This is a genomic window from Cupriavidus sp. C2SS-8b, assembly GCF_057073745.1.
In genome coordinates, this window is sequence record NZ_CP172717.1 from 1,374,785 (window position 1) to 1,400,782 (window position 25,998).

Consider the following 25,998-nt stretch of genomic DNA (forward strand, 5'->3'; position numbering starts at 1 on the left):
GGTGATGGATATCCGGGTTGCAATGCAAAGGCTGAAAAAGTCGAAACAGACAACAGCGTGCTGTCAGATGACGAAGATGGAAGAGCCCGTAGTCTTGCGGGCCTCGAGGTCACGATGTGCCTGCGCGGCGTCCTCCAGCGCATAGCGCTGGTTGATCCCGATGCGGATGCGGCCTGCGGCCACGTGGCCGAACAGCTCGTCGACCAGTTCCGCCTTTTCGGCAGGGTCGGCGATATAGTCGGCCAAGCCCGGGCGCGTCAGGAATGCCGAGCCCTTGCGGGCCAGGATGGCCGGATCGAACCCCGTGACCGGGCCCGAGGCGAAGCCCACGCACACCAGCAGGCCGCGGCGCTTGAGCGAGTCCAGCGAGGACATGAAGGTATCCTTGCCGACGCTGTCGAAGACCACGTTCACGCCCACGCCGTCCGTCAGTTCGCGCACGCGCTTCGCCACGTCCTCATGGCTGTAATTGATGGTGTGGTCGCAGCCATGGGCGCGCGCCAGTTCGGCCTTGGCGTCGGTGGAAACTGTTCCGATCACCGTCAGTCCCTGCAGCTTGGCCCATTGCGAAATGATCAGCCCGGCACCGCCTGCCGCCGCATGCAGCAGGATGGCATCGCCCGCCTTGAACGGGTAGATCCGGCGCATCAGGTAGGCCGCCGACAAGCCCCGCATGGTCATGGCCGCCGCGACTTCGCAACTGATGGACTGCGGCAGCTTGATCAGCGGTGCGGCAGCGATGATCCGCTCCGTGCTGTAGGCGCCCAGCGTGTTGGTGAAGCCGGTATAGGTCACGCGATCGCCGACCGCCAGGTGCGTGACACCGGCGCCGACGGCTTCGATCACGCCGGAGGCTTCATTGCCAAGGCCACTGGGTAGTGGCACCTGGTAAGTGCCGCTGCGAAAGTAGGTGTCGGCGAAATTCAGCCCTACGGCCACATGACGCACGCGGACTTCCCCCGGCCCCGGCTCGCCCACGCTGACGTTCTCGAAGCGCAGGACCTCGGGTCCGCCTGTTTCGTAAAATTTCACGGCTTTCGCCATGTCGTCTCCTGTTCTTTATCTGGTTTGACCGTTCACCTGCGGCTTGCCGTTCAGGCTCGCCAAAGCGACAACCAATCTTCTGGCCTGGCGCAAGTTTTCGCTTTGCCGATGACGTCGCGAGCTTTTCCTTTTGTGACATGCGGGCGCATGGGCCTGCGTACGCAGGCATCGCTTGGAACGGAAATGTCGACCCTGTTGCTCTTGCCGGCGCCAAAGCAAAAAGCGCCAGCGCGCCCTGCCACGAAACTCGGCAGAGCGCGCTGGCGCTCATATGTGCTGCGGGAGCCCTGCTCTGCTCCCTGCTGATTCAGAAGATGTGGCGAATGCCCACGGCAGCGCCGACCATCGACGTCTTGCCATTCGGCAGCGCGTAGCTGTTCAGTGTCAGGCTGGTGGCATAGTTGCTTGCGGCCGATTCCATGGCCAGGCCGGCATTCCTGGAGTACGCCGCAGTCAGGTACACGTCAGTACGCTTCGAGAACGAATAGTCGGCGATCAGCGCGATCTGCCACGGATTGGCCACGCCGGTGTTGCCGCCGATATTCTTCACGTTCTGATAGTCATACTCGAGCGTGAAGTCCAGCGCGGAGGACAAGCGGTATTGACCGCCGATCCAGTAGAAGTCGTCGCGCAGAATCAGCGTACCGTTCTGGTTCTTGTTCTGGCCCCAGCGGTAGCCACCCATGATCTTTGCCGTGTCATTGAAGGCAAAGCTGCCCATGACCGCCGCCTTCTTGAAAGCACCGTTGCCGGTCGCCATCGTCGGATTCCACTGGTCATAGGCGACCCCTACGCCGAACGGGCCGGACAGGTAGCTCAGGCCGGCACCATAGGCCGAGTCGCGACGGAACTGGCCTGGCACCTCGCCATTGCCGCCCGCGCCCGGAACTGTCGCGACGACTTGCGGCAGTGCCGTGCCAACGCCGAACGACCAGTTTGCCATGACGGTCAGGCCGCCGAACGTGCCCGTGTACTTCGCGGTGTTGTCCTCGCGGAAGTTGCCGCCGGCGATCACGCCAACGGGTTCATACTGCGTGGCGTAGCGCGCTGGCACGAAGTTGGCCAGCGTGGAGAACATGGAATGGTACTGCCGGCCAAAGGTGAACTGGCCATAGGGCGCAGTCACGCCAACGAAGGCCTGGCGGCCAAACAGCCGTCCCCCCTGCTGCATGGTGCCGGTATCGGAATTGAAGCCACTCTCCAGGACGAAAATCGACTTCAATCCCCCGCCCAGGTCTTCCGTGCCACGCAGGCCCCAGCGAGAACCCGAGTAGCCGCCAGCGTCCTCGCGGATCACCTTGCCGCCCTGCCCTGGATTGAAGTTATTGCTTGCCGACGGCACCGCTCCGACGTGGTTGACGTATTCGACGTTCACGTCGACCACGCCATACAACGTCACGCTGGATTGCGCCTGCACCGCTCCGCAGGCGCATGCCGCCGCCAGGCCGATCATCGTCTTCCTCATTACCTTGTCTCCTCTGCCCTTGTCTGTTTGATTTGTCCAGCCTTCCTCGCTACGACGGGGCAATCCTACGGAACAGCGCCGTTGCCTGACGCGGCCGCGACCCGGAAGTCGCGAATTGGAAAGTCCGTGTCCTGATCAGGCAAAACCGGATGTCGGCGGCGCCAGATTCCGTCTGAAAAAGGCGACATGCCGGGCGATTCAGCGGCGCGCCGGAAGGTCGGGTTAGGACGCCTACGGCTGCGCTGCGCGCACTCAGTGAAAACCGGGGGAAGAGAAGAAAAAAGAAGAAACGGACACACCAGCGTCTGCGTCGTTGATGTCGTCCCGCCCGCCAACTACTGAGCCGCGCAGCAGCCGAAGGCGATGATGCGATAACGGTGACAGTGTCGGGCCACGGACAGGTTCGGGGCTGGTTCAATCATTGTCGGAGAGCCTGCAGACGGATGCGCTCCACGCGGCAGGCAGCCGGGCAGACTCTGAAGCGAGTACCCGTACGAAATTCTTCGCACGCTACGATCAATATTCGCCCGTTAGGGCAAGTAAACGCGTTCTTTGGTTACTTTCTGTCGCTCGGACAGAAAGTGACTCGCCGGCTACGCCGGCGAAACAGCCGCGCATGCCAAGAACGACGTCCCCACAATTCACCGAAGAACCTCAAAAAATAGAGCAATCGCGAGATTGCCCTATTCAGTTCAACACCTATGGCGAACGACCAGCGCGGACGCCGGCCAATCACCCAACCTCAATCCATACCTTTCAATTCGATCAGCAACTCCTTCGCCGCCACCCGATCGCCCTGCTTCACATGCACGGCGGCAATCTCGCAGTCGCGCTCGGCCGCGATATGGGTTTCCATCTTCATCGCCTCCAGCGCCAGCAGCGTCGTGCCAGCCGCGACCTTCTGCCCCGGCTGGACTGCTACCGTCACAATCGAGCCCGGCATCGGCGCGGCGATATGCAGCGGATTGTCGGGATCGGCGACGTTCTTGCTCTGGCGCGCCGGACCGGTTTGCGCGGCGCTGCGCTGTTCGATCAGCGCCGTGCGGGATTGGCCGTTCAGCTCGAACTGAACCTTGATATTGCCCTCCTCGGCATCGGGATGCGTGCCCTGCAGCGAGACCAGCAAGGTCTTGCCCGCCGCGATATCGATGGCGACCTCTTCCTGGGGCTGCAGGCCATACAGGAAAGCCGGTGTCGGCACGACCGACGTATCGCTAAAGGTCCGCACGTGCGCATGGTAGGCGACCGCCTGCTTGGGGTACATCAGGTACGAAGCCAGCTGCTTGTCGTCGAGCGACTGTTCGCACGCCGCTTCAGCCTCGGCACGCGCCGCGTCGAGATCGACCGCCGGAATCTGGTCGCCCGGGCGGTAAGGCGCAGGCGGTTCGCCGCGCAGAACCTTGCGCGAGAGTTCCGCGGGGAAGCCGTCGGGCGGGAAGCCCAGCTCGCCCTTGAACAGCGACACCACCGACTCGGGGAACGCAATCTCCTTCGCCGGATCGCAGACATCGGCGGCACTCATGTCGTTGGCCACCATCATCAGCGCCATGTCGCCCACTACCTTGGACGTCGGCGTCACCTTCACGATGTCGCCAAACATCTTGTTGACATCGGCATACGCGCGCGACACCTCGGTCCAGCGATGCTCGATGCCGAGCGAGCGGGCTTGCTCGCGCAGGTTCGTGTACTGGCCACCGGGCATCTCGTGGCGGTAGACATCGGCGGTGCCGGCGCGGATCTCCGATTCGAACGGTGCGTAGTAACGACGCACACCCTCCCAGTACATCGACGCTTCGTGCAGGCGCTCCAGGTCGAGTCCCGGGTCGCGCTCGCTGCCGGCCAGCGCCGCGGCGATGCTCGACAGGTTCGGTTGCGAGGTGAGCCCGCTCATGGCATCAAGCGCGCCATCGACCGCATCACAGCCGGCGCCGATGGCCGCAAGGGCGGAGGCTGCCGAAATACCGCTGGTATCGTGCGTGTGGAAATGCACCGGCAGGCCCGTCTCGTCCTTGAGCGCCTTCACCAGCGCGGCCGCAGCCTGCGGACGGCAGATGCCTGCCATGTCCTTGATGCCCAGCACGTGCACACCGGCAGCCTGCAACTCGCGAGCGATCCCGACGTAGTACTTCAAGTCGTACTTGGGACGCGAGCCGTCGAAAATGTCGCCCGTGTAGCAGATCGCGCCTTCGCACAGCGCCCCGCTCTCGCCCACGGCGTCGATGGCCACGCGCATGTTTCGCACCCAGTTCAACGAATCGAACACGCGGAACACGTCCACGCCGGAACTGGCGGCCTGGCGGACGAAAAACTTCACCACGTTGTCCGCGTAGTTGGTGTACCCGACCGCGTTCGAGCCGCGCAGCAGCATCTGGAACAGGATGTTGGGCACGCGCTCGCGCAGTTGCTCGAGGCGCTGCCACGGGTCTTCCTTCAGGAAGCGCAGCGCCACGTCAAAGGTGGCGCCGCCCCAGCACTCCATCGAGAACAGTTGCGGCAATTCGCGCGCATAGAACGGTGCGATCGGCAGCATATCCGCGGTACGCATGCGCGTGGCGAACAGCGACTGGTGCGCATCGCGCATGGTCGTGTCGGTCAGCAGCACGCGCTTTTGCTCCAGCATCCACTGCGAGAACTTTTCCGCGCCGAGCTCGCGCAGGACGTCGCGCGTGCCGGTCGGCAGCGGGCCGGTGGTATCCATCGCGGGCAGCACCGGGCTCGGCAACGGCAGCGGCGGCAGCGTGCGGCCGTTGATTTCCGGATGCCCGTTGACGCACACATCGCCGAGATAGCGCAGCAGCTTGGTCGCACGGTCCTGCCGCTTGGCGAAGGCCAGCAGTTCCGGCGTCTTGTCGATAAAGCGCGTCGTGACCTCGCCCGAGCGGAAAGCCGGATGGTTGATGACGTTCTCGAGGAACTGCAGGTTGCACGCGACGCCGCGGATGCGGAATTCGCGCAACGCGCGATCCATGCGCCGGATCGACTCGGGGGCAGTCGGCGCCCAGGTGGTGACCTTGACCAGCAGCGAATCGTAGTAAGGCGTAATCACGGCACCGCCGTAGGCCGTACCGGCGTCCAGGCGGACGCCAAAGCCCGCGGCGCTACGATAGGCGGAGAGCCGGCCATAGTCCGGCAGGAAGCCGTTTTCCGGGTCTTCGGTCGTGATCCGGCATTGCAGGGCATGTCCGTTCAGCGCGATGCCCGCCTGCTCCGGCACGCCGGCCGCGCGCACGATGATCTTGCCGTCGGCATCGCGCGTGTTCTCCGTCATGCCGATATGGCCGCCCTCGGTAATGCGGATCTGCGCCTTGACGATATCGACCCCGGTGACCATCTCGGTGACCGTGTGCTCGACCTGGATGCGCGGGTTGACTTCGATGAAATAGAACTGGCCCGAATCGGCATCCATCAGGAATTCGATCGTGCCGGCATGCGTGTAGCCGACCGCGCGCATCAGGCGCATGGCCGCGTCGCACAGCTCGGCCCGGCCAGCGTCGTCGAGGTACGGCGCCGGTGCGCGCTCGACCACCTTCTGGTTGCGGCGCTGCACGGTGCAGTCGCGTTCGTACAGGTGAACCAGGTTGCCGTGCGTATCGCCCAGCGCCTGCACTTCCACATGGCGCGCGTTGCGCACCAGTTTCTCGACATAGACCTCATCGTTGCCGAATGCGGCCAACGCCTCGCGGCGTGCGGCCGGCAGCAAGGTCTCCAGGTCCTGCTCGTTCTCCAGCATGCGCATGCCGCGCCCGCCGCCACCCCAGCTCGCCTTCAGCATCAGCGGGTAGCCGATTCCGGCCGCCAGGCGCTTGCACTCGTCCAGGTCATGCGGCAACGGATCGGTCGCGGGCATCACCGGCACGCCCGCCTCGATCGCCGCATTGCGGGCCGCCACCTTGTTCCCCAGCTTGCGCATGACGTCCGGCGACGGGCCGATCCAGCGGATGCCGGCGTCCATCACCGCTTGTGCGAAATCCGGGTTCTCCGAGAGGAAGCCATAGCCCGGGTGGATGGCGTCCACCTTCGCCTGCCGGGCGATGCGCAGGATGTCGTCAATGTCGAGGTAGGCTGCCAGTGGCTTCTTGCCCTCGCCAACCAGATAGCTTTCGTCTGCCTTGAAGCGATGGAGCGCGAGGCGGTCTTCCTTCGAATAGATCGCCACGGTGCGGATATTCATCTCGGCCGCGGCGCGCATCACGCGGATCGCGATCTCGGAACGGTTGGCAATCAGCAGGGATTTGATTGGGGTGTAGTTCATGGGGCGAATAGAAAGCAGTTAGGAAGACGCAGCCTCCACCTGTCGGCGGGCCAAAGCGAAGGGAGCGTTATTCGTGACTAGCAAAGGGCGTGTGCGAATCCATCCAGTCGTGGTGTCCCTTTGCGACGGCCCAGGCCCAATGGGAACGCCTGGGAAGCGCCTCGGCGCGATGTCCGCCTTCGCCCCGTGCCTGACCCTGCAGCTTGCGGCCCTCGGCGGTGGCCTCGCGCTCCCCGCCTGCTTCGATCTTTCCGTAATACGTCACCGTGCACTCCTCCTCAAACGCTTGCCGCCATCGCAACGGCGGTTTCAATACGAGATTTGCGGGCGCGATTTCCTTCGCCCCATTCCGTACACGACATCGCAAGAAGCGCACCAACGCTGTGCGGCATGCATAAACCATTGTTTTTATTTGGGATTGCAGTGCCGACGCGAGATGACGATTTCATCATCGGATTTCATAATTGCAACTATGAAATTCATTGAAATGGCTCGTCGACGGCATTCGTGTGACATAGCCGGCATGTGCCGGCCATTGCTACCAACGATGAGAAGGCTTTTAATCCTCCAGATTAGGGCAGGAACGGAAGAGAGCGAAACGACACCAGCGACTACAATCGCGGGCACGTTCTCCCTATGCCACACCTTTAAATCGCCACGCCCCATGCACGCAAATCAGCACGCCGAGTTTCTCGCCTTCGCCGGCCGCCTGGCCGATGCAGCCAGCGCTGTCACGCTCGCTCATTTTCGTGCACCGCTGGAAGTGGTGGACAAAGGCGCCGCACGCTTCGATCCCGTTACCGTCGCGGACCGGGAAGCCGAGCGCGCCATGCGCGACCTGATCCGAAGTGCCTATCCCAACCACGGCATCCTTGGCGAAGAGGAACAGCGCGTGGCCGGGACTGAGCCGTTCTCGTGGGTACTGGATCCGATCGACGGGACCCGCGCCTTTATCACCGGCCTGCCGCTTTGGGGAACGCTGATCGCACTCAATGATGGCCAGCATCCGGTACTGGGCATCATGGACCAGCCGTTCACGCGCGAGCGCTTCTCGGGCGACGGCAACCAGGCCTGGCTGAATGGCAAGCTATTGCGCGTGCGGCCCTGCCAATCGCTGTCGGAGGCCAGGCTGCTCTGTACCACGCCCGACATGTTCGAGGCCGGCGCGCAATGGGACGCTTTCCAGCGCGTGGCGCGGGCAGCCAGGATGCAGCGATACGGCGGGGATTGCTACGGATACTGCATGGTTGCCGCGGGCCAGGTCGACGCCGTGGTCGAGGCGGGACTGCAGCCTTATGACGTGCAGGCCCTGATCCCGATCATCGAAGGCGCCGGCGGGATCATGACCAGTTGGACCGGCGGCGACCCGCAACATGGCGGAGCCGTGGTCGCTTGCGGCGACGCCCGCGTGCACGAGGAAATTCTTCGGCTACTGAATGCGTGAAGCTGGAGAACGGCGTTACCCTTCGCTGGTTCCTTCAGCGTCGGGCTTGCCGAAGTGCTCCTGTACAAGCCTGGCAGCGGCGTCCCAGAGTGCCGGCGCGCCGCGTTCGATCGGCGGCTGACAGCGCGCAATAACCTGCTCTTCGGTGACTTCGCACTCGACCCAGGTACCGCCTTCCGTCGCCGCGTTGTGGAGCATCGGCTGAAACCTGTCCAAGGCCTTGGCGAACCTGGCGTCGTCGCTTGCGCCGGCTTCGAACTCGAACCAGAGATCGCGAAACTCCGCCGCCTGTGCTTCCGGCAACAACGAGAAGATGCGCTCGGCCGCCAGTTGCTCGCGTTCCGCCTGGCCGGCATGGGTCGAGGGGACGTGGAACGGCACATCGCCCGCATCGATTTCGACGATGTCATGGATCAGCAGCATCTTCACGACGCGAGACACATCGACGGGCGCTGCCGCATGCTCTGACAGGACCAGTGCGTACATGGCGAGATGCCAGGAATGCTCGGCACTGTTCTCGCGGCGCGACTGGTCAATCAGCGGCGACAGCCTTACGACGCTCTTCAGCTTGTCGATCTCGCGGAGGAATGACAGCTGGCGTTCCAGGTTGGAGGGGTTCACGGTGGAATACAAGGGCGGGGGCGGTGTGGAAAGTCTAGCAGGCGCCCGCCACCGTCACCGTCGCGCATCGACCCGGCTCAGGTCAGCTGCCGCGCCATGTAATGGCTTCGCTCCCCGAAGCTGCGCAGCACGGCCAGCGGCAACTGCGTTTCCCGTACCAGGCTGTCGACCGCGGTCAGGGTGAAGCCGTGGCGCGCGAAGAAGCCCGGGTGCTGGTTCGTCAGCACGGCGGCATTGAGGCAGCCACCGGCTCTCGCTCGCATCAGCAATGCGCTGACGATATACGTGGCCAGCCGTCGTCCGCGAAATTCGGGCAGGACCGCGACGGTATGCACGGCCAGCGTGCGGCCGTATTGTTCGCCGTACGCGCAGCCAATGATCTGGCCATTGAGTTCCGCCACATGGAACAGCCGGGGCATGTCGCTGGCCTCGGTAAGCGTCACGCCACATTGGGTCAGTAAATGCGCAATGATCGCCAGGTCATTGGCCAAAGCAGCCCGCAGGCGAACGTCTCTTGTCATCTTGCATGCTGCGTGGTTGTAGCTCGCCCCCTGCCCTGGCGCCGTTCCGGCGACCGTATTGAGGGGGAACCGCGAAATGAGAAAACTATGCCGCCTGGCGGACCGAACTGTCATCACCCAAGTGAGTCGATTGGCGCTTCCGTTGGCCTGGCGGCGGCGCATGGCGCCGCGCGCACTTAGCGCGGTCAATGTGCAAACTTAAGGGTTATCCCTATCGCATCATTCCCATTTCCTGGGACTGATGGTTTTGATTTTTGGGAATGAAGTCCTATTCTTCGTCCCTATGCTGAATGCTGTCGACAACCCTGACGCCGTGACGCCCCCGACCTCCACGCCTGGCGAATCCGGCCAGCCCGCGGGCGGCGCCGATCGCGTCCTGTTCGTGCTCGCGGCGCTGGCCCAACATGGCGCGCCGATCTCTGTGCGCGAGCTCGTTGCCAAGACCGGACTGCCCAAGAGCACGCTCTACCGCCAGTTGCTGATGCTCAAGCGCTGGGGCTTTGTGCTGGAGTCCGACGGCGAATACGCGCCGGGCCCGATCAGCCTGCAACTGGCGCTCGGCTTTGACATGGCTTCTCACCTGGCCCGTGAAGCCCTGCCTGATATGCGGCTGCTGGCCCAACAGTCCGATGAAAGCGTGGGTCTGGTCGTCGCCGTCAAGGATCACGCCGTGTGCCTGGAGATGGTGGAAAGCCGCCAGTCGCTGCGCTGCTCGTTCGAGAAGGGCCGCGGCGTGCCGCTGCGCGCCGGTGCATCGGCCAAGTCGCTGCTGGCGTTCATGCGCGACGAAGCGCGCGAGCGTCTTGTCCATACCCTGTGCGCACCGGACGAAGCCGAAGGGCTCCTGGCCGAACTGAGCGCGATTCGCCAGACCGGCTACGCCGTCAGCGAAGGCGCGGTGGATCCGGGAGTCTGGGGCGTGAGCGCCCCGCTCTTCTCGCGCCGCGGCAAGACCGACGCGATGGGCTCCATCACGCTGATGGTGCCGGCCACGCGACGGCAAGGGCGCGAGACCGCGCTGATCGACATGACCGTGGCAGCAGCCATGCGAATTTCCGCGCGGCTGCAGTCTTACTGAAAACACCACGCAACTTATTACCGCCGCCGTCGATACACCCCTGCGACGGTTGACCCCTGTTCCCGAGAAAAAGGAGACCTCCATGAACCTTCGTCGCAAATGCCTGATGGCCGGCCTGACGGCCCTGATCGGCCTGACTTTCGGTGCCGCCGCCCACGCCGAGGACAGCGCCGTGCTGCGCGTGGCCACCGACGCCACTTTCCCGCCGATGGAATTCGTCGAGAACGGCAAGCGCACCGGCTTTGACGTGGAACTGGTCGAGGCCATGGCCAAGGTCATGGGCAAGAAAGTGGAATGGACCGACATCGACTTCAAGGGCCTGGTTCCGGGGCTGGTCTCGCGCCGCTTCGACATGGCCGTGTCCGGCATCTACATCACCCCCGAGCGTCGCAAGGTGGTGGACTTTACCGAGCCCTACTACACCGGCGGCCTGGTGGCGCTGGTCAAGAGCAGCAACACCTCCATCCATACCCCGGCCGACCTGAACGGCAAGAAAGTCAGCGTGCAGGTGGGCACCAAGTCGGTCAGCTTCCTGCGCGACACGTATCCGAAGGTGGAGCGCGTGGAAGTGGAGAAGAACCAGGAGATGTTCAACCTGGTCGAGATCGGCCGTGCCGACGCCGCTGTGACCGGCAAGCCGGCCGCGATGCAGTACGTCAAGACTCGCGGCGGCCTGCGCATGGTCGAGCAGCCGCTGACCACCGAGGAATACGGCATGGCCGTGCGCAAGGACACGCCCGAACTGACCCGCGCCCTCAATGCCGCGCTGGCCAAGGTAAAGGCCGATGGCACCTACGCCAAGCTGACCCAGAAGTGGTTCGGCGCCACCGCCAACGCAGCCGCCAAATAGGCCGCGCGGATCATCATCATGGAACTGGATTTTTCTCCTGTCTTTGCCGGCTGGCCTGACATCCTCCACGGCGCTATCGTCACCGTGGAGGTGACCGCCTGCGCGCTGGTGCTTGGCTGCATCATGGGACTGCTGGTCGGCATCGGCCGCCTGGACCCGAAGCGTCGCTTCATCTATAGCATCTGTACGGCATACGTGACGTTCATCCGCGGCACGCCGCTGCTGGTGCAGCTGTTCCTGCTGTTCTTCGGGCTGCCGCAATTCAACATCCTGCTGCCGGCTTTTGTGTGCGGCGTGATCGGGCTGGGCATCTATTCCGGCGCCTATGTCTCGGAGATCGTGCGCGGCGCGATCCAGTCCGTGGACAAGGGCCAGATGGAAGCGGCCCGCTCGATCGGCATGTCTTCCGGCCAGGCCATGCGCGCGGTGATCCTGCCGCAGGCCATCGTGCGGATGATTCCGCCGCTGGGCAACGAGTTCATCGCACTCATCAAGAACTCGGCGCTGGTGTCGCTGCTGACCATTGCCGACCTGATGCACGAGGGACAGAAAATCATCAGCGTGTCGTACCGGTCGCTGGAAGTCTATCTGGCGATCGCACTGGTTTATCTGATCCTGACAAGCGCGGCCGGGCTGATCCTGCAACGCGCAGAACAACGGCTGCGCATGGGAGGCATGGTGCAATGAGCGATTCCGCAATCATCCGGATCCGCAACCTGGGCAAATCGTTCGGCGGCCATACGGTCTTGCGCGGCATCGACTTCGATGTGGAGCCGTCGCAGGTCGTGGTCGTGATCGGCCCCAGCGGCTCGGGCAAGAGCACCTTCCTGCGTTGCTGCAATGGTCTGGAACAACCCGAAGCCGGCACCATCGACATCGTCGGCAAGCGGCTGGTGACCGACGGCCAGCTGATCGGCGAGCACGAGCTGAATCAGCTGCGCACGGAAGTGGGTATGGTGTTCCAGTCGTTCAACCTGTTCCCGCACCTGTCGGTGCTGCACAACGTCACGGTGGGCCCACGCATGCTGCGCGGCGTCTCGCGCGAGGAATCCGAGCGCAAGGCCATGAGCCTGCTTGAGAAGGTCGGCCTTGCGCACAAGGCCCACGCCATGCCAGCCAGCCTGTCGGGCGGCCAGAAGCAGCGCGTGGCCATTGCCCGCGCACTGGCGATGGAACCGCGCGTGATGCTGTTCGACGAGCCGACCTCGGCACTGGACCCGGAACTGGTCGGCGAAGTGCTGCAGGTGATGAAGGTGCTGGCCGCCGAAGGCATGACCATGGTGGTGGTCACGCATGAAATGGGCTTCGCCCGTGAAGTGGCCGATGTGGTGGTGGTCATGGATGGCGGCGGCATCATCGAGGCCGGCCCGCCATCGGTCATCTTCTCGGCGCCTACGCAGGAACGCACACGCGGCTTCCTGCAGGCCGTGCTGACGCGGGCGTAAGGATGGCTGTGTCCCAGAATCTCTGGCAGGGCCGCGTCGATAGCGGCGAGCGTGGCGACACCACGCGCCTGTTCCGCATCGTGCATGCATTGCAAACGGCAGACCTGACACCCCTGGGCGGCGCACCGGTGCTGCTGGGCTTCAGTTGCGATGCCGGCGTGCTGCGCAACCAGGGCCGCCCCGGTGCCGCGCAAGGTCCGGACGCCATCCGCCGTGCGCTGGCCAACGTCCCGGCACACGGACTGCCGGCCTTGTACGACGCCGGCAATGTCGGATGTGAAGACGGCGATCTGGAATCGGCCCAGCTCGCGCTGGCGCAAACCGTGCGCTCCGTGCTGGCGCGCGGCGGCCTTCCGCTGGTGCTGGGCGGTGGCCACGAAGTGGCCTGGGGCACGTGGCAAGGGCTGCGCGCGCATCTGGACGCACAGGACGACGGCGGACGTGTGCTCATCATCAATATCGACGCCCACTTCGACCTGCGCACCAGCCGGCCCGCAAGCTCCGGCACGCCGTTCGACCAGATCGCCAACGCCTGCGCAGAACGCGGACAGCCGTTCGACTACGTCTGCTTTGGCATCAGCCGCCTCAGCAACACGCCGGCGCTTTTCGGCCGCGCCGATGCGTTGGGCGTCTGCTATGTGGAAGACGTCGACATGCAGGAGCGTCACCTGCCATCGCGCCTGGCAGAGCTGGAAGCGCGCATCGCTGCCACCGACCACGTGTACCTGACCATCGACCTCGACGCACTGCCGGCGGCCGTGATGCCGGGCGTGTCGGCACCAGCCCCTTATGGCGTGCCGCTATCCGTGGTGGAGGAAGTGGCCCTGCTCGCCCGGCGCAGCGGCAAGCTGCGCGTCGCCGACCTGGCGGAATACAACCCGCAGTATGACCGCGACCAACAGGGCGCCCGCGTGGCCGCACGCCTGGCCTGGCGGCTGTTTGGTTGACAACGCCACCGGGGGTCGGAATCCGCACTGCAATAAGTACAAACGCGGCCGGCGGTCAAGGCGCGTAGTCTGGCGATGCTCCTGTTGTTTGCGCTGCAATACGGGTATATCGCTAGCGCGGCGCGCTGACCGGCCTGCCTATACTGGCAGGCAAACCGGGCACCGACAGGGAACTGTCCGCGCTGCGCTCTGAATTCTCTGCAGGCATCGGCGGCTTTCGCTTCGGATGCACTCCGCTTGCCTGCCCACGGGCCATGAACATGGAGAAGGGCATGCCCAACGAACAATTTTTAGCGACCCAGGAAACACGCCGCTCGGGCCTGCAGGCCCTGCGCGCGGCGCTGCTGCAGGTCCACAAGGAAGTCATCGGCTACGACCGCGGCCAGTACGAGCGCCTGAACGGCCCCATCCCCGCGGGCTTGTTCGTGCAGCGGGTGACAGAAGACAGTTTCTTTCGCTGGCTTGACCCGCTGTCGCGCCTGATCATCGAGATCGATGAAGAACTGGAGTCCCCCGAACACCACGATGAAACCTGCCGCGCCGTCGCGCGTGCCGCCGAAAGGCTGTTCAGCGAAAAGGGAGATGGCGCGTTCCGCAAGCGTTATCAGGAGGCGCTGCAGGATGAATCCGGCGTCATCGTGGCGCATGGCCGTTTGATGTCCGTCATCGGACAGCTGCGGCAGTTGCCTTAGGCCTTGCTCCGCGACGGCTTCTTCTGCTGTCGCAACACCTCGGCATCCACCGCAACCGGATCACTGGCCGGAAAGGTTTCTTTGAGGGCCTCGTCCAGGTCGCGCTCGATCTGGTCGTCAGGCATCGCAGGCGCGGGCTTGTCATGCTTGCGGCCAGGCTTCGGCGCATTGGTCGGCATTCGTGTGCTCATGGCAACACTCCTTTTCTGGCGGGCTGGGTAAGCATTTCTCACGCTCGGTCCGCGTTGGGCTCAGTGCCCGTGTCCGCCGTGTGAACCGCCGCCGCGCCCGCCCCCGCGGCCCCCGCCCTGCCAGCCTCCACCGCCGCCATGCCAGTCTCCGCCGCCACCATGCCAGCCGCCACCGTGACCGTGCCAGCCGCCGCCGTGGCCGCCATACCAGCAGCATCGCCCGCCGCCGTAGATGTATGCAAAGCTGCCATAGTAGCCACCATAGCCCGGACCGTAATAAGGGTAGCCAGGCGTCACGGGATATCCGCTGTAGTACGGCGAGCCAGCCGAATAAGCGGGGTAAGCGGGATAGGTGCTGTCGTAATAGTCCGGATACACCGCGCATCCTGCCAATAGCGCGGCGACCGCTGCTGCTGCGAAAAGCCTGTTGACCATGTATCGCATGATCCATCCAACAACTGGCTGCGGGCCGGATTGTCCGCCTCGTCCTTATTAGACAGGCCGCGCCCCGTGTCGATTCCCCAAGCGTTCTTCCTGCCCGCGGATTCCCGGTTTTGTGTCCAGGGACACAATTCGTGAACCAATTTAGGACTTATCCGATTTTCGAATGAGAACTAACGGAATAAATTTGCCAGGCACCCAACCCGCGGGTGCCCCGACGAGCCAGGGCCCCCCTTCCTGGTTCCTTGCCCTGCCACGATGGTTCCCGCCATCGTGGCATTTTTTTGATCTCGTGTGTTCAGGCCGGCGCCTGGAGCCCTTGTTCCACCATATCGATCAAACGCTGCCCTAGCACCTCGGCTTGCGCCGGCTCCCTGCCGCGCAAGGGGCCATCGAGCAACAGCATGGACAGGCCGTGCACCGCTGACCAGGCCAGGTATTCGGCGCCTGGACGGCGCCGGGCAGGCAGGATTCCCGCATCGACCATCTGGTCCAGCGCAGCCGATAACAACTCAAAGGGATTCAGCCCGCTGTCGCCCGCTTTTGCCGGGTCGGCATCGGTCTCCACATCGTCCGGCATGGAAAACGCCGTTCGGAACAACCCAGGCTCGGCAAGGGCAAAACGCAGATAGCCGGTGCCGACCGCACGCAGCTTGGCGCGAGCCAGCGCTGCGGAACTGCTGTCCGGGCGGATATCGCCCATTTCGGCTTCCATGGCCACGGCCAGCGCGGATAGCGCCGCCGCGCGCACGGCCTGCAACAAATCCTGCCGGCTGGAAAAATGCCGATAGGCCGCGTTGGGCACCACGCCAACGCGACGCGTCGCTTCGCGCAGGACGATGGCGTCCGGTCCTCCTTCGCGCGCCAGCTCGGTGCCGGCCTCCAGCAGCGCGCGGCGCAGGTCGCCGTGGCGATACGTCGAGCGGGCCGGCGTAGGTGAAGCAATCCGGCTCATGATTTTCCCCAGTACATGCTGTTCTTAACTTGCCCTGCCAATAGTGAACAGTGTACACAATAGGATGCAATGGAGCTGTTCCGGTGCTGCGGCTAGAGGATCGGCGCAAACAGCTTCGCCACATGCATCGCGACGCGCAGCGGCGCGGGGGCCTTGAGGAATTCTTCGACGCCGATCCGCCGCGCCTGGGCGAAATCGGCCTCCAGCATCTCGGCGACCTGGCCGGCGAACGACCGGTCGGCGGTCATGACCATCAACTCGAAGTTCAGCCGGAATGAGCGGTTGTCGAGGTTCGCCGTGCCAATTGCCGCGGCGTCGTCATCGATCAGGATGACTTTCTGGTGGAGGAAGCCCGGCTGGTAGCGGTACAGCTTGATGCCGGCGGTCACCGCCTGGTGCGCGTAAAGCGTGGAGGCGGCAAAGACCACGAGATGATCCGGCCGCGCCGGGATCAGGATGCGGACATCCACGCCGCGCAGAACCGCCAGCCGCAGCACGGCGAAGACCGCCTCGTCCGGGACGAAGTAAGGCGACGTGATCCAGACCCTGTGCTTCGCCGCCTGGATCGCCTCGACAAAGAACAGCGAACAGGTTTCCTGCGCATCGGCGGGACCGGTCGGCACTACCTGGCAGGTCATGCGGCCGACCTCGTCCGGCGGCGGCATCAGCAAGTACGGCACTTCGCGCGCGGCCCAGTACCAGTCTTCGGCGAACGCCATCTGCAGGTCCAGCACGGCACTGCCACGCACGCTGATATGGGTGTCGCGCCACGGCGCCAGCGGCGGCCGCAGGCCAAGATATTCCACGCCAACGTTGTGCCCGCCGACGAACGCCTGTGCGCCATCGACGATGACAAGCTTGCGGTGGTTGCGGAAATTCAGCTGGAAGCGGTTGACAAAGCCACGGTGAGTGGAGAACGCACGCGCCTCGACGCCGGCGGCCAGCAACGTTTTCACGTAGCCGCGCGACAGGGCGTGGCATCCGATGCTGTCATAGAGAAAGTAGACCTTGACGCCCGCCTGCGCGCGCTCGCACAGCAGCGCCTGGAGGCGCCGGCCAAGCACGTCGTCGTGGACGATGAAGAACTGGACGATCACCACCTGCGTGGCGGCCGCCACCGCCTTAAAAATGGCTTCGAACGTGTCCGCGCCATTGACCAGCAGCCGCACATCGTTGTTGGCCAGGCAAGGCATGCCGGTCAGCCGCGGCAGCGCGCGCATGCAGACCTGCTCCGGCGCATGCACCACGCAGGCGCTGCGCGCCTCGCGGTCCGCGGGCGTCATGCCATGGCGGATCTCCCGCAGCCGGTCGTCGTTGAACCGGCGCGCGTTGACGTAACCGGCGAACCGGCTCCTGCCGAAGATCAGGTAGGGCACCAGCGCGAAATACGGCATCATCACCAGCGACCCTGCCCAGGCGATCGCGCCCGGCGCCGTACGCACCGTCATGACGGCGTGCAAGGCGGCCAGTACGCCGATGATGTGGAATATCAGGATGACCGTCGCGACAACGCTCGCGCTTAGCATCTGCAGGCTTCCCAGGTTCTCACCATGCGGAACCGGATCACGATAAGCCCTATTTTGGCACAGCAAAGTGCCGGCCGCGGCGCCGACGCTCCCACCGTGTGCCCGCCTCCCCCACGTGAAAAGCGCGCAACGCAATCCAGCGTCGCTTCTGCGCTACCTCAATTTTCCGGCTGGAATCGGATTTGTCCGATTGTTATGCGCCGTTTGCCTTTATACGCTCTGGAATCAGTGCCTTTCGCCGATCCCGACCTCCAGACTCCTGCCTCCACCGTATGCCTGACCCCATGAACATCGCGCTGCTGAGCGGTCAGTCAGCGCAGCTGAAAGCCGTGCCGGACCTGCTGGCCCGCTCAGGCTTCCGATGCAATGTCTTTGCCTCGCCGCGCGCGCTCATCCAGGGCGTCAGCCTAGCTTCGTACGATATGCTGCTGATCCACGACGAACTGCCGGACACCGCAGCCATCGATGTCATCCGCACCGTGCGCTGCGCTCGCTCGCGCGATCTGCCGATCATGATGCTGGGTAGCGGCGGCGGCAGCGAGGAGGCACTGGTCGAGGCCCTGGACGCCGGCGCCGATGACTACCTTTGCGGGCCGCTGAGCACGCGCGTGCTGCTGGCGCGCATGGCCGCGCTGCGCCGGCGCGCGACGGGCGACCGCCAGAGACAGGGCCTGGTGGTGCGGGCGGGCCCGTACCAGCTCAACAGTGTGGGCCGCTTCGCGACGCTGAACGGAGAACGCATCACCCTCACGCCCAAGGAATTCGACCTGGCCATGCTGCTGTTCTCCAACGCCGGGCGCGTGCTGGCCAACCGCCGCATCGAACAGGCCATCTGGCACCATGAACTGCCGCCCTTGTCGCGCGCACTGGCCGGCCTGATGTCGCGCCTGCGCAAGACCTTGCGGCTCAGTCCCGAGACTGGCATTTCGATCACGGTGGTCTACGCGCATGGCTATCGCCTGGACGTCCATGACGATGGCGGCTCCATGCGGCTCCCCAATCCGCAATCGGGCAACCCGCCCCTCGAACTGGCCCTGACCTGACGCCGGTTATGCTGGCAGGCGGTCTGCCAGCGTCCTGAAGTCGAGTACGGCAATGCCGTTGGCCGCCGCTTGGCTTCATGCCTGGCGGCCGCCGCCGCGCCCATTTTTTGGCTTCCCACGCGCTGCGCTCAATACGACATCGAGGCATGCCGCCAGCTTGTCACGCGCGCGTCACATTTCTGTTCGACTATCCGTGCCGGCCGAGGCCCGCGCACTCCACTCTTCCATCAGCGCGACCGCCCGGCCTGGGTCAGCAACGTCCAGGATTTGCGGTGTCAGCGGCAACGCCGGTAGCACTTGCGCGATCCGACGGACAGGTCATGCGGGCACCGCGCCCGCCGGAGTGTATTCGTGCTGCAGTCTCTCAAGTTGTCCCGCCCGACAGGACGTGTCCACCGGGCAGCGCGGTTTGCGCGCATGCCATTGCTGGCGCGACTGTGCTCAGCGTTCGCGCTGGTGTACTTGTTCGGCGCCGCAGTCGGCGTGACCGGCATTGTGAATCTCATTGACTTGCGCCAGCGCAGTGACGCCCTGTATCGACAGGACATGCACGGCGCGATCTCAGCCGAGCGCGCGCAGTCGGCACTGGCCCGGCTCGGCCGCGCCCAGCTGTCGATCACCATGGCGACCAGTGGTACAGAGCGCGATGAAGCCGCCGCCGACATCGATGCCGCGCTGGGCCGGCTCGATGCGGCGCTCGACGGCATCCGCCACGCCGCACCGGCACAGGCCGAGCGCTTGCAGCCCGAACGCGTTCAGGCGGGCAAGCTGCTGCAGGCCTACGTTGCACTGGTCAGGCAGCAACCGTTGGACCCGTTGCAGTTCGACAGCGCGGTTTCCGTAGATGGCCATTTTGTTGGCGAACAACTCACAAAGCTCAGCGGCATGATGGAAGATACCCGCGCGCGCCAGGAGCGACAGGCCGCCGACACCATGGCAAGCGTGGGCTCGCGCCAGGCTGCGGCGCAGGCGCTGATGATCGGCCTGCTGGGCGCTAGCCTGTTCGCTGCCGCCGGTCTGGCATGGTTTGCCGCGCGCAGCCTCACCACCGAGCTTGGCGGCGAACCGGCGGACGCTGCGGGGGCCGCCACGCGCATTGCGGCCGGCGATCTGACCGGCGACATCCGTCTGCGCAACGGTGACGCGCACAGCGTTCTGGGGCTGCTTTCGCGCATGCGCGACCAGTTGGCCGGCGTGCTGGCGCGCATCCGCGATTCCGCCGCGGACATCGCCGCCGCCAGCGCCGGCATTGCCGCCGGCAACCACGACCTCGCGGCACGCACCAGCCAGCAGGCCGCCGCGCTGGCTGAGGCGGCCGGGAGCGTACGCCGCCTGGCCGGACTGGTCGAACAGGCCCACGCGCAGGCCACCGAATCCAGCGGCGTCGCGCAGCAAGCGCGTGAAGCAGCGAACTCCGGCTCGGCTGTCGTGCGTGAGATGAGCGGCGCCATGGAAGCGGTGCACGTGCATTCACGGCAAATCGCCGAGGTTGTCACGCTGATCGAGAGCATTGCGTTCCAGACCAACATCCTTGCCCTGAATGCCGCCGTTGAAGCGGCGCGCGCCGGCCCGGCCGGGCGCGGCTTCGCGGTGGTGGCACAGGAAGTCCGGGCATTGGCGCAGCGCAGCGCCAGCTCGGCCCGCGAAATCGGCGGCATCGTCGGCAACGCCACGCGCGAGATCGAGCGCGGTACGCAGTTGACCGCGGAAGTCGTCAACGCCATGGGGCGCATCGACGCCGCCGTGAGCCACAGCCACGAACTGGCCACCCAACTGTGCGGACTGGCCGACGAACAGGCAATGGGCGTACGCACGGCCGGACACTCGGTCGGGCAGCTCGAACAAACCGCGCAACAAAACGCAGAGCTGGTAGATACCGTTGCCGCACAGGCGAAACGCCTGGACGCCCTCGCAGCCGGGCTGGAACAGGATGTGGCGCGCTTCCGCTTTTAGCCTGGTGGACGCCGCGGACACAAAGATGTGTCAGACGGAAACATTTGACATTGAGAGGTAACGGGCATTTACGACTTCCGCTAGGAAGTTACAGATATGTTTCATTTGGCGGGGGCCGAGTTGCGCGCAGGCCGCGGGTTGCCGAGTAATCTTTGCTCACACCAACCCGATGGGTAGCCCCCAAGGAAATCATGTCCGAACGACTCATCATGCTGGACGTACCCGGCGTACTGTATTCCGACCGGTCCCAGGCCCGGCTCGGCGGGGTCCCCGACTCGGGCACCTTGCGCGATGTCCACTTCTTCGATCCCGTCGCGCTGGGCTATATCCGTCGGCTCTTCGGCCTGGCCGGGGCCCGCGTGGTGGTGTCGGACGCCTGGCGACGCGGCACGCCGGCCGCCATCTTTCAACAGCTGGACCTGCAGGTGGAAGGCATGACGCCGCCAGTGGCGGGCGGTCACGGCGCAGAGATTGACGCCTACTTTGCTCGCCGCGCGCTGCCGTCTTCCTATGCGATCGTGTCCTGCGCACCGGCCGAATCGATGACCGAAGCGCAGCGCGAGCATCTGGTCAGCGTCGACCCGGCCCAAGGCCTAACGGTCGCGAACTTCCGGCAGGCACTGGATATTCTTGGCGTGGCCTGCCCGTCCACCCTAATGCCGCCGCCGCGGCTCGACGCAGGCCTGCGGGCGAAGCTGGCGCAGTTGCAGCGGCTGGCGCGCGAAGAACCGGCCCGCTTCGATCCCCCTGTGCAGACGGCCGCCGCCGCGGCACTGCACGCCTAAGCGCGACATCCGCCTGATGAAAAAAGGGTGCCGTGGCACCCTTTTTGTTGCATCGCCGCGAGGCGCCGTCAGCGTGCCCGCAGCAGCGTGGATTTTCCGAACAGGCTTTCCAGGAAGTCCACCACCAGCCTTGCCGTCTCGTTGCGCACATCGCAGGCAGGGTTGAGTTCCATCACATCCAGCGAGGACAACCGTCCCGTATCGGCGATCATCTCCATGCACAGCTGCGTCTCGCGATAGGTCGGCCCGCCCAGCACCATCGTGCCGACGCCCGGCGCAATGGCGGAGTCGATGAAATCCACGTCGAAGCTCACATGGAGGTGCGTGTCGTCGTCCACGCCGGCCAGTGCCTGCTCCATGGTCTGGCGCATGCCGTACTCGTCGATATAGCGCATGTCGAACACCTTCAGGCCGAGCCCATGCAGCCGCAGCTTTTCCTGCGCGTCGACGCTGCGGATGCCTACTTGCCGGATTTCCTGCGGCAAGACCGCCGGCGCGTGGCCGCCGAGCATGGTCAGCGGCGCAGGGCCGTCGCCGCACAGGCAGGCCACCGGCATGCCGTGCATATTGCCGGTCGGCGTGCTGGATCCGATGTTGGCATCGGCGTGCGCGTCGAGCCAGAGCACCACGAGCTTGCGGCCCGCCTGGCGACAGTGGCGCGCCACGGCGCTCACCGACCCCACCGCCAGGCAGTGGTCCCCGCCCAGCAGCACCGGCATCCTGCCCGCTTCGAGTACGCGCGTGCTGGCTTCAAAGACGCCGCGGTTCCATGCCACCACTTCATCGAGGTGGCGCAAGCCCTGCACCGGCGCTGCCAGCGGATTGACCGGACCGGCAATATTGCCGTCATCGCGCACATCCAACCCCATCCTGGCGAGGGCCGGGACGATGTCGGCGATGCGCAGCGCTTCCGGACCCATGGTGCAGCCTCGGGTACTCGCGCCGACATCCGTCGGTGCGCCAAACAGCGTAATCGGCTTCATGGGGGCTCCTGTGGACGTTTGGCCGGTAACGGTGCCTCGGGAAGAGCGCCGTCCCTGTCAGGTCTGGCAACTTGCCGCGGAGCAAGGTTCCCGATCGCTCAATGCTTCAAGGAAAGAGATCGTCTTCGTGATCGCCGCGGTCGTCGGTACTGCGCTGCTTGCCCGCGCCGTTGTCGCGAACACCATGCTTGTCGCCATTGATCGGATCCAGCACGCGATGCAGCCGCGTTTCCAGGCGTCCGCCCATCCATAGCAATGCCATGCCGAGCACCAGCGCCAGGCCCCCGACCACGTAGTAGCCCGCGCCCGCCGCCGCGCCGAGGATGGCAGCCAACCAGATTGCCGCCGCAGTGGTCAGCCCCTGCGGGCGCTGGTGCGTGCCATGTCGGGCAATCACGCCCACGCCCAGGAAGCCGATGCCTGTCAGCAGGCCCTGCAGCACACGCGAGACGGCGTCCATCGGATGTCCGGACTGCGTCACCAGGCATACCGCCGTTGCCGCGCCCAGCGATACCAGCCCCAGCGTGCGCATGCCGGCGGCCTTGCCGCGCAGGTTGCGGTCCAGGCCGATCACGGCGCCAGCGAGCAACCCCAAAAACAGGCGCAGAAAGATTTCGAAGCTGATGGTTTCCATAGGTGTTCTTGTGTCCGATCCGACGCCGCAGGCACTGATGCAAGCTTACCTCAGGCAACCGTGCATGACGGCCGAATGCCCTTATCATGGCAACTCGCCCCCGGGTCTCCAGCGGCCCGGCCCGTACCGCCTAAACCTACGTTGCCATGCCTCATCTCGTCATCGAAATCACCGAAAACACGCGCCTCAACTGTTCGCCCGAAGAACTGCTCGACGAGGCCAACGCCGCGCTGCTGGCGTCCGGCGAATTCGGCGAGGCCGATATCAAGTCACGCTGCATCACGCTGTCCACATTCCGCCAGGGCGTGCAGGCCGCCGAGCGCGCCTTCGTGCACGCACGGCTGTCCATCCTGGATGGCCGCGAACTGGCGGTCAGGCGCGCGCTGGGCCAGGCCGTCTGCGACGTCATCGCCGAAGCGGTACGCCCCGCCACCGCCGAAGGACAGAGCGTGCAGATCAGCGTCGAAGTCTGCGAGATGGAACGCGCCAGCTACGCCAAGCAGATCGTGGGCGGCTGACGCGCGCCGTGCTCAGGTCACGGCGCACAAAAAAGAAAGCCCGCGGCCATCGCTGGCAGCGGGCGGGGCTTCCGGGAAGACACCGGGAGCCAGTTGCCATGGGGAGCGCCCCCGCACCCATGACGCTTTGGATTCTAGGCGGCCCTCTCTGGCGCCAGTTTGACCTGGGTTAAGTCGAAGCGAATCTGGCGGACCGGCCGTGCCGGGCGGTGCCTGACCGGCAAAATAAAAAAGGAGCCGGCTAGCGGCTCCTTTTTCATGCGGATCAACTGGCCGATCAGGCGGCAGCGTCCTTCAGCTTCTTCAGCGGGCGAACCTTCACCTTGACGCTGGCCGGCTTGGCCGGGAACCAACGCTCTTCACCGGTGAACGGATCCTTGCCGAAGCGCTTCTTCTTGGCCGGCACTTGCTGCGCGGTCACCTTCAGCAGGCCCGGCAGCGTGAATTCGCCTGCGCCCTTCTTGTTCAGCGCGCTGACGATGGTGTTTTCCAGATGGGCCAGCACCGTCTTCACGGTTTTGGGTTCCAGCTCGGTCTGGGCTACCAGGTGAGCGACCAGGCTCGACTTGTTGAAGGTGTCCTTCAGCGGGCGCGGGGTCACCGCGGCAGCCGGAGCAGCCTTCTTGGCCGGCGCGGCCTTCTTGGCGGCAGCCTTCACGGGTGCCTTCGTTGCCGCGGCCTTCTTGGCAGCGGGCTTGGTTGGAGTCGTCTTCGCGGTCGGTTTCGCTTTGGTCGCCATGTCGATTTACGAGAGTTGAACAGATCAGAGCCGGACATTCGACGGCTTCGCATCGCGTTGCCAATACCCCATGCCGGCGCCACTGAATCATAGCGGAAACATCCGTGTGTCAAAGGGTTTTCATGCGCGCAACGCCAAAAACCCCGTGAAAACCCGGTGTTTTGTCGCGGCTTAACCTCAGCGCGCACGCGTTGGAGCACTACGTCCCCCCACTTTCGCGCGGTCAGGCATGTTCGGCGGCAAGAAATTCGCGGCGTCAGGAATCCCCGGCAACGCCCGTTACCCCTATTTTTCAGGGACTATTCGCCAAGCCACGCTGCAATCAGCGCGCCGGCAACCATGGTGCCGAGGGCGATCAGCGACAAGCTTGCATCGGCGCGCGACCACTCGCGCAGCATCGCCACGAGGTCGGCGTGCATCCAGAACAGGCTCGAAACGCAGAGCAGCGAGAACAGCGCGCCGGCCGCCAGGAGTGCCACGCGCCGGTCCGCAGAGCGCTTTGGTGTCGACGGTGACAGGGATGCGGGAAACGGTTGGCGCGACATGGGCTGGACTCCTCGAACGGTTGGCAAGCGATGACAACACGCAGGCGCTGGAACAGTCGCGGCGGCAGGCGGCGGACCTCGCCCATGCCGTCAAGACGCCGCTGGCGGTGCTCGCCAACGAAGCCGTCACCCTGCCCGAACCGGCCGCCGCCGCCATTTCGCGCCAGGTGGATGCCATGCGTCGGCAGGTCGACCACCACCTGGCGCGCGCGCGGCGGGCGCCGCGGCCGCACGTGGCGAGCGCATCAAGGCAGGCCCCGCCGTGCGCGAACTGACACGCGCGCTGATGCGCCTGCATGATGCGCGCCAGCTCGACATGGACGTGGAGGGCGAAGGACACTTCGCCGGCGACCGTCAGGATCTGGTGGAGATGCTCGGGAACCTGCTCGACAACGCCTGCCAGTGGACGCGTTCGCAGGTGCGCATCCACCTGCGCGAGGATACCGGCGCGGCGGCCCTTGAAATCCTGGTGGAGGACGATGGCCCCGGCATGCCGCCCGAGGCGGGCGGGTTGGCCGCGGCCCGTTTCGGGCGCCTCGACGAAAGCGCCGCCGGCAGCGGGCTTGGCCTCGCCATCGTTACCGAGATTGCGGCCATGTAAGAAGGATCGCTGGAGCTGGGCACCAGCACGCTGGGCGGGCTGGCCGCGCGCCTGCGGCTGCCGGCCGGCATGGCCTGAGCGACACCGCTGCAAGCTGCCGCGTCAGGACACGCGTGCCTGCATGGCGTCGCGCGTATCCGCTGCCAGACCGCACGCGAACGCGGTTTCCGCCACCAGGAACAATGGGCCGACCAGGAGCCCGACCACGTCATCGACGAAGGCGGGCTTGCGGCCTTCATAGTAGTGGCCGATGAACTGGATGATCCAGCCCGCGACGAACAGCCCCACGCCGGCGGCAAGCCATGCCCCCGTGGGCAGCGCCGCCAGATGCGTGCCGGCATACACGAACAGCGCCAGGACGATCACCATGGCGATGCCGAACCCCGCCGACAGACGCAGGTAAAACAGGCACGACAGCACGTACACCACCATGGCGGGCGTCAGGTAGGCCGAGCCGTCCCCCAGCGGCATGGCGGGCCGCCCGAGCAACGTGGTGACGGCGAGCACGATCATCGGGATACCGATGAAATGCGTGGCCACGTTGCGCGCGTCGCGGTGATACGCGGCGTAGTTGGCCAGGTGTTCGACCAGGGTTTTCATGGCATCTCCTTGCGCGCCCGGTGGCTGCGGCAGCCCCCGGCGCCTCGGCTGTGTTGCGGGTTCGGATTTATAGTAGTGGGCGTGGTCCCGCTGCGCCTGTCCGATTTTTGACAGTCGGACCCGCC

29 protein-coding genes are annotated in these 25,998 nt (G+C 65.0%); 13 read left to right on the forward strand and 16 right to left on the reverse strand.

The window, feature by feature from the left end; translation table 11 throughout:
• Positions 1 to 63 precede the first annotated feature (63 nt).
• From ACIGJB_RS23240 to ACIGJB_RS23260, 5 genes are all read right to left on the reverse strand, one after another.
• On the reverse strand, positions 64 to 1,044 hold the full coding sequence (locus ACIGJB_RS23240; RefSeq protein ID WP_483734617.1) for a quinone oxidoreductase family protein: 981 nt from the start codon (positions 1,042 to 1,044) through the stop codon (positions 64 to 66).
• 307 nt (positions 1,045 to 1,351) lie between these two features.
• Positions 1,352 to 2,509: a porin gene (locus ACIGJB_RS23245; RefSeq protein ID WP_483734618.1), complete on the reverse strand. Its 1,158-nt coding sequence runs from the start codon at positions 2,507 to 2,509 to the stop codon at positions 1,352 to 1,354.
• Between the two features lie 742 nt (positions 2,510 to 3,251).
• Positions 3,252 to 6,761, reverse strand: coding sequence for a pyruvate carboxylase (locus tag ACIGJB_RS23250; protein WP_483734619.1), 3,510 nt, complete (start codon positions 6,759 to 6,761; stop codon positions 3,252 to 3,254).
• A gap of 67 nt (positions 6,762 to 6,828) precedes the next feature.
• Positions 6,829 to 7,026, reverse strand: a complete 198-nt coding sequence (locus ACIGJB_RS23255; protein ID WP_483734620.1) for a hypothetical protein — start codon at positions 7,024 to 7,026, stop codon at positions 6,829 to 6,831.
• 13 nt (positions 7,027 to 7,039) lie between these two features.
• On the reverse strand, positions 7,040 to 7,213 hold the full coding sequence (locus ACIGJB_RS23260; RefSeq protein WP_483734621.1) for a hypothetical protein: 174 nt from the start codon (positions 7,211 to 7,213) through the stop codon (positions 7,040 to 7,042).
• Between the two features lie 212 nt (positions 7,214 to 7,425).
• Here ACIGJB_RS23260 and hisN point away from each other — a divergent pair, with 212 nt between their 5' ends.
• Positions 7,426 to 8,205 carry a histidinol-phosphatase gene (gene hisN, locus ACIGJB_RS23265; protein ID WP_483734622.1) on the forward strand — a complete coding sequence of 260 codons (780 nt, stop codon included), beginning with the start codon at positions 7,426 to 7,428 and terminating at the stop codon, positions 8,203 to 8,205.
• Between the two features lie 15 nt (positions 8,206 to 8,220).
• Here the strand turns inward: hisN and ACIGJB_RS23270 are convergent, their stop codons facing one another.
• Together ACIGJB_RS23270 and ACIGJB_RS23275 are read right to left on the reverse strand one after the other, a co-directional pair.
• On the reverse strand, positions 8,221 to 8,826 hold the full coding sequence (locus ACIGJB_RS23270) for an HD domain-containing protein (RefSeq protein WP_483734623.1): 606 nt from the start codon (positions 8,824 to 8,826) through the stop codon (positions 8,221 to 8,223).
• A 77-nt stretch (positions 8,827 to 8,903) separates the two neighbouring features.
• Complete coding sequence (locus ACIGJB_RS23275; protein WP_483734624.1) at positions 8,904 to 9,347, reverse strand: GNAT family N-acetyltransferase; 444 nt, start codon at positions 9,345 to 9,347, stop codon at positions 8,904 to 8,906.
• Positions 9,348 to 9,630: 283 nt separating this feature from the next.
• Between ACIGJB_RS23275 and ACIGJB_RS23280 the strand changes: the two genes are divergently transcribed.
• The 6 genes from ACIGJB_RS23280 to ACIGJB_RS23305 all read left to right on the forward strand — a co-directional run bounded on the left by ACIGJB_RS23280 (position 9,631) and on the right by ACIGJB_RS23305 (position 14,359).
• Complete coding sequence (locus tag ACIGJB_RS23280) at positions 9,631 to 10,425, forward strand: IclR family transcriptional regulator (RefSeq protein ID WP_483734625.1); 795 nt, start codon at positions 9,631 to 9,633, stop codon at positions 10,423 to 10,425.
• An 82-nt stretch (positions 10,426 to 10,507) separates the two neighbouring features.
• A complete protein-coding gene (locus tag ACIGJB_RS23285) occupies positions 10,508 to 11,275 on the forward strand; it encodes a glutamine ABC transporter substrate-binding protein (RefSeq protein ID WP_483734626.1) in 768 nt (255 codons plus the stop codon).
• Between the two features lie 18 nt (positions 11,276 to 11,293).
• The gene (locus ACIGJB_RS23290; protein ID WP_483734627.1) at positions 11,294 to 11,962 is read left to right on the forward strand and encodes an amino acid ABC transporter permease; all 669 of its coding nucleotides are present in this window, start codon (positions 11,294 to 11,296) and stop codon (positions 11,960 to 11,962) included.
• Positions 11,959 to 12,720, forward strand: coding sequence for an amino acid ABC transporter ATP-binding protein (locus ACIGJB_RS23295; protein ID WP_483734628.1), 762 nt, complete (start codon positions 11,959 to 11,961; stop codon positions 12,718 to 12,720). Before ACIGJB_RS23290 ends, ACIGJB_RS23295 begins: the two co-directional genes overlap by 4 nt.
• A 2-nt stretch (positions 12,721 to 12,722) precedes the next feature.
• The gene (hutG, locus tag ACIGJB_RS23300) at positions 12,723 to 13,667 is read left to right on the forward strand and encodes a formimidoylglutamase (protein ID WP_483734629.1); all 945 of its coding nucleotides are present in this window, start codon (positions 12,723 to 12,725) and stop codon (positions 13,665 to 13,667) included.
• A gap of 272 nt (positions 13,668 to 13,939) precedes the next feature.
• Positions 13,940 to 14,359, forward strand: coding sequence for a hypothetical protein (locus ACIGJB_RS23305; RefSeq protein ID WP_483734630.1), 420 nt, complete (start codon positions 13,940 to 13,942; stop codon positions 14,357 to 14,359).
• On the opposite strand, the gene ACIGJB_RS23310 is transcribed toward ACIGJB_RS23305, so the two are convergent.
• The 4 genes from ACIGJB_RS23310 to cls all read right to left on the reverse strand — a co-directional run bounded on the left by ACIGJB_RS23310 (position 14,356) and on the right by cls (position 17,472).
• Positions 14,356 to 14,550 carry a hypothetical protein gene (locus ACIGJB_RS23310; protein WP_483734631.1) on the reverse strand — a complete coding sequence of 65 codons (195 nt, stop codon included), beginning with the start codon at positions 14,548 to 14,550 and terminating at the stop codon, positions 14,356 to 14,358. The genes ACIGJB_RS23305 and ACIGJB_RS23310 overlap by 4 nt on opposite strands.
• Positions 14,551 to 14,610: 60 nt before the next feature.
• The gene (locus ACIGJB_RS23315) at positions 14,611 to 14,985 is read right to left on the reverse strand and encodes a hypothetical protein (RefSeq protein ID WP_483734632.1); all 375 of its coding nucleotides are present in this window, start codon (positions 14,983 to 14,985) and stop codon (positions 14,611 to 14,613) included.
• Between the two features lie 304 nt (positions 14,986 to 15,289).
• Complete coding sequence (locus ACIGJB_RS23320; RefSeq protein ID WP_483734633.1) at positions 15,290 to 15,946, reverse strand: TetR/AcrR family transcriptional regulator; 657 nt, start codon at positions 15,944 to 15,946, stop codon at positions 15,290 to 15,292.
• Between the two features lie 92 nt (positions 15,947 to 16,038).
• A complete protein-coding gene (gene cls, locus ACIGJB_RS23325; RefSeq protein WP_483734634.1) occupies positions 16,039 to 17,472 on the reverse strand; it encodes a cardiolipin synthase in 1,434 nt (477 codons plus the stop codon).
• A gap of 284 nt (positions 17,473 to 17,756) precedes the next feature.
• Here cls and ACIGJB_RS23330 point away from each other — a divergent pair, with 284 nt between their 5' ends.
• From ACIGJB_RS23330 to ACIGJB_RS23340, 3 genes are all read left to right on the forward strand, one after another.
• Positions 17,757 to 18,515 carry a response regulator transcription factor gene (locus ACIGJB_RS23330; RefSeq protein ID WP_483734635.1) on the forward strand — a complete coding sequence of 253 codons (759 nt, stop codon included), beginning with the start codon at positions 17,757 to 17,759 and terminating at the stop codon, positions 18,513 to 18,515.
• A gap of 417 nt (positions 18,516 to 18,932) precedes the next feature.
• Positions 18,933 to 20,468: a methyl-accepting chemotaxis protein gene (locus ACIGJB_RS23335; RefSeq protein ID WP_483734636.1), complete on the forward strand. Its 1,536-nt coding sequence runs from the start codon at positions 18,933 to 18,935 to the stop codon at positions 20,466 to 20,468.
• Between the two features lie 191 nt (positions 20,469 to 20,659).
• Positions 20,660 to 21,253, forward strand: coding sequence for an HAD domain-containing protein (locus ACIGJB_RS23340; protein ID WP_483734637.1), 594 nt, complete (start codon positions 20,660 to 20,662; stop codon positions 21,251 to 21,253).
• 68 nt (positions 21,254 to 21,321) lie between these two features.
• Here ACIGJB_RS23340 and rocF read toward each other — a convergent pair whose 3' ends face one another.
• Both rocF and ACIGJB_RS23350 read right to left on the reverse strand, forming a co-directional pair.
• Positions 21,322 to 22,236, reverse strand: coding sequence for an arginase (gene rocF / locus ACIGJB_RS23345; RefSeq protein ID WP_483734638.1), 915 nt, complete (start codon positions 22,234 to 22,236; stop codon positions 21,322 to 21,324).
• Positions 22,237 to 22,342: 106 nt separating this feature from the next.
• Positions 22,343 to 22,870, reverse strand: a complete 528-nt coding sequence (locus tag ACIGJB_RS23350; protein WP_483734639.1) for an MgtC/SapB family protein — start codon at positions 22,868 to 22,870, stop codon at positions 22,343 to 22,345.
• A gap of 146 nt (positions 22,871 to 23,016) precedes the next feature.
• Between ACIGJB_RS23350 and ACIGJB_RS23355 the strand changes: the two genes are divergently transcribed.
• A complete protein-coding gene (locus ACIGJB_RS23355) occupies positions 23,017 to 23,388 on the forward strand; it encodes a 5-carboxymethyl-2-hydroxymuconate Delta-isomerase (protein WP_483734640.1) in 372 nt (123 codons plus the stop codon).
• 277 nt (positions 23,389 to 23,665) lie between these two features.
• Here the strand turns inward: ACIGJB_RS23355 and ACIGJB_RS23360 are convergent, their stop codons facing one another.
• Complete coding sequence (locus tag ACIGJB_RS23360; RefSeq protein WP_483734641.1) at positions 23,666 to 24,127, reverse strand: HU family DNA-binding protein; 462 nt, start codon at positions 24,125 to 24,127, stop codon at positions 23,666 to 23,668.
• Between the two features lie 299 nt (positions 24,128 to 24,426).
• On the reverse strand, positions 24,427 to 24,606 hold the full coding sequence (locus ACIGJB_RS23365; protein WP_483732379.1) for a hypothetical protein: 180 nt from the start codon (positions 24,604 to 24,606) through the stop codon (positions 24,427 to 24,429).
• Positions 24,607 to 24,647: 41 nt separating this feature from the next.
• Between ACIGJB_RS23365 and ACIGJB_RS23370 the strand changes: the two genes are divergently transcribed.
• A complete protein-coding gene (locus ACIGJB_RS23370) occupies positions 24,648 to 24,947 on the forward strand; it encodes a hypothetical protein (RefSeq protein ID WP_483732380.1) in 300 nt (99 codons plus the stop codon).
• Complete coding sequence (locus ACIGJB_RS23375) at positions 24,935 to 25,273, forward strand: ATP-binding protein (RefSeq protein WP_483732381.1); 339 nt, start codon at positions 24,935 to 24,937, stop codon at positions 25,271 to 25,273. Before ACIGJB_RS23370 ends, ACIGJB_RS23375 begins: the two co-directional genes overlap by 13 nt.
• A gap of 102 nt (positions 25,274 to 25,375) precedes the next feature.
• Here the strand turns inward: ACIGJB_RS23375 and ACIGJB_RS23380 are convergent, their stop codons facing one another.
• Complete coding sequence (locus ACIGJB_RS23380) at positions 25,376 to 25,873, reverse strand: Mpo1 family 2-hydroxy fatty acid dioxygenase (protein WP_483732382.1); 498 nt, start codon at positions 25,871 to 25,873, stop codon at positions 25,376 to 25,378.
• Positions 25,874 to 25,998 lie beyond the last annotated feature (125 nt).

Coding starts and splice junctions, on each gene's coding strand:
- ACIGJB_RS23305 (WP_483734630.1), top strand. CDS start 13,940: ATGCCCAACGAACAATTTTTAGCGACCCAGGAAACACGCCGCTCGGGC.
- ACIGJB_RS23355 (WP_483734640.1), top strand. CDS start 23,017: ATGCCTCATCTCGTCATCGAAATCACCGAAAACACGCGCCTCAACTGT.
- hutG (WP_483734629.1), top strand. CDS start 12,723: ATGGCTGTGTCCCAGAATCTCTGGCAGGGCCGCGTCGATAGCGGCGAG.
- cls (WP_483734634.1), bottom strand. CDS start 17,472: ATGCTAAGCGCGAGCGTTGTCGCGACGGTCATCCTGATATTCCACATC.
- ACIGJB_RS23240 (WP_483734617.1), bottom strand. CDS start 1,044: ATGGCGAAAGCCGTGAAATTTTACGAAACAGGCGGACCCGAGGTCCTG.
- ACIGJB_RS23260 (WP_483734621.1), bottom strand. CDS start 7,213: ATGATGAAATCGTCATCTCGCGTCGGCACTGCAATCCCAAATAAAAAC.
- ACIGJB_RS23245 (WP_483734618.1), bottom strand. CDS start 2,509: ATGAGGAAGACGATGATCGGCCTGGCGGCGGCATGCGCCTGCGGAGCG.
- ACIGJB_RS23275 (WP_483734624.1), bottom strand. CDS start 9,347: ATGACAAGAGACGTTCGCCTGCGGGCTGCTTTGGCCAATGACCTGGCG.
- ACIGJB_RS23295 (WP_483734628.1), top strand. CDS start 11,959: ATGAGCGATTCCGCAATCATCCGGATCCGCAACCTGGGCAAATCGTTC.
- ACIGJB_RS23335 (WP_483734636.1), top strand. CDS start 18,933: ATGCCATTGCTGGCGCGACTGTGCTCAGCGTTCGCGCTGGTGTACTTG.
- ACIGJB_RS23290 (WP_483734627.1), top strand. CDS start 11,294: ATGGAACTGGATTTTTCTCCTGTCTTTGCCGGCTGGCCTGACATCCTC.
- rocF (WP_483734638.1), bottom strand. CDS start 22,236: ATGAAGCCGATTACGCTGTTTGGCGCACCGACGGATGTCGGCGCGAGT.
- ACIGJB_RS23250 (WP_483734619.1), bottom strand. CDS start 6,761: ATGAACTACACCCCAATCAAATCCCTGCTGATTGCCAACCGTTCCGAG.
- ACIGJB_RS23340 (WP_483734637.1), top strand. CDS start 20,660: ATGTCCGAACGACTCATCATGCTGGACGTACCCGGCGTACTGTATTCC.
- ACIGJB_RS23330 (WP_483734635.1), top strand. CDS start 17,757: ATGAACATCGCGCTGCTGAGCGGTCAGTCAGCGCAGCTGAAAGCCGTG.
- ACIGJB_RS23350 (WP_483734639.1), bottom strand. CDS start 22,870: ATGGAAACCATCAGCTTCGAAATCTTTCTGCGCCTGTTTTTGGGGTTG.
- ACIGJB_RS23315 (WP_483734632.1), bottom strand. CDS start 14,985: ATGGTCAACAGGCTTTTCGCAGCAGCAGCGGTCGCCGCGCTATTGGCA.
- ACIGJB_RS23285 (WP_483734626.1), top strand. CDS start 10,508: ATGAACCTTCGTCGCAAATGCCTGATGGCCGGCCTGACGGCCCTGATC.
- hisN (WP_483734622.1), top strand. CDS start 7,426: ATGCACGCAAATCAGCACGCCGAGTTTCTCGCCTTCGCCGGCCGCCTG.
- ACIGJB_RS23310 (WP_483734631.1), bottom strand. CDS start 14,550: ATGAGCACACGAATGCCGACCAATGCGCCGAAGCCTGGCCGCAAGCAT.
- ACIGJB_RS23280 (WP_483734625.1), top strand. CDS start 9,631: ATGCTGAATGCTGTCGACAACCCTGACGCCGTGACGCCCCCGACCTCC.
- ACIGJB_RS23320 (WP_483734633.1), bottom strand. CDS start 15,946: ATGAGCCGGATTGCTTCACCTACGCCGGCCCGCTCGACGTATCGCCAC.
- ACIGJB_RS23380 (WP_483732382.1), bottom strand. CDS start 25,873: ATGAAAACCCTGGTCGAACACCTGGCCAACTACGCCGCGTATCACCGC.
- ACIGJB_RS23360 (WP_483734641.1), bottom strand. CDS start 24,127: ATGGCGACCAAAGCGAAACCGACCGCGAAGACGACTCCAACCAAGCCC.
- ACIGJB_RS23370 (WP_483732380.1), top strand. CDS start 24,648: ATGCGGGAAACGGTTGGCGCGACATGGGCTGGACTCCTCGAACGGTTG.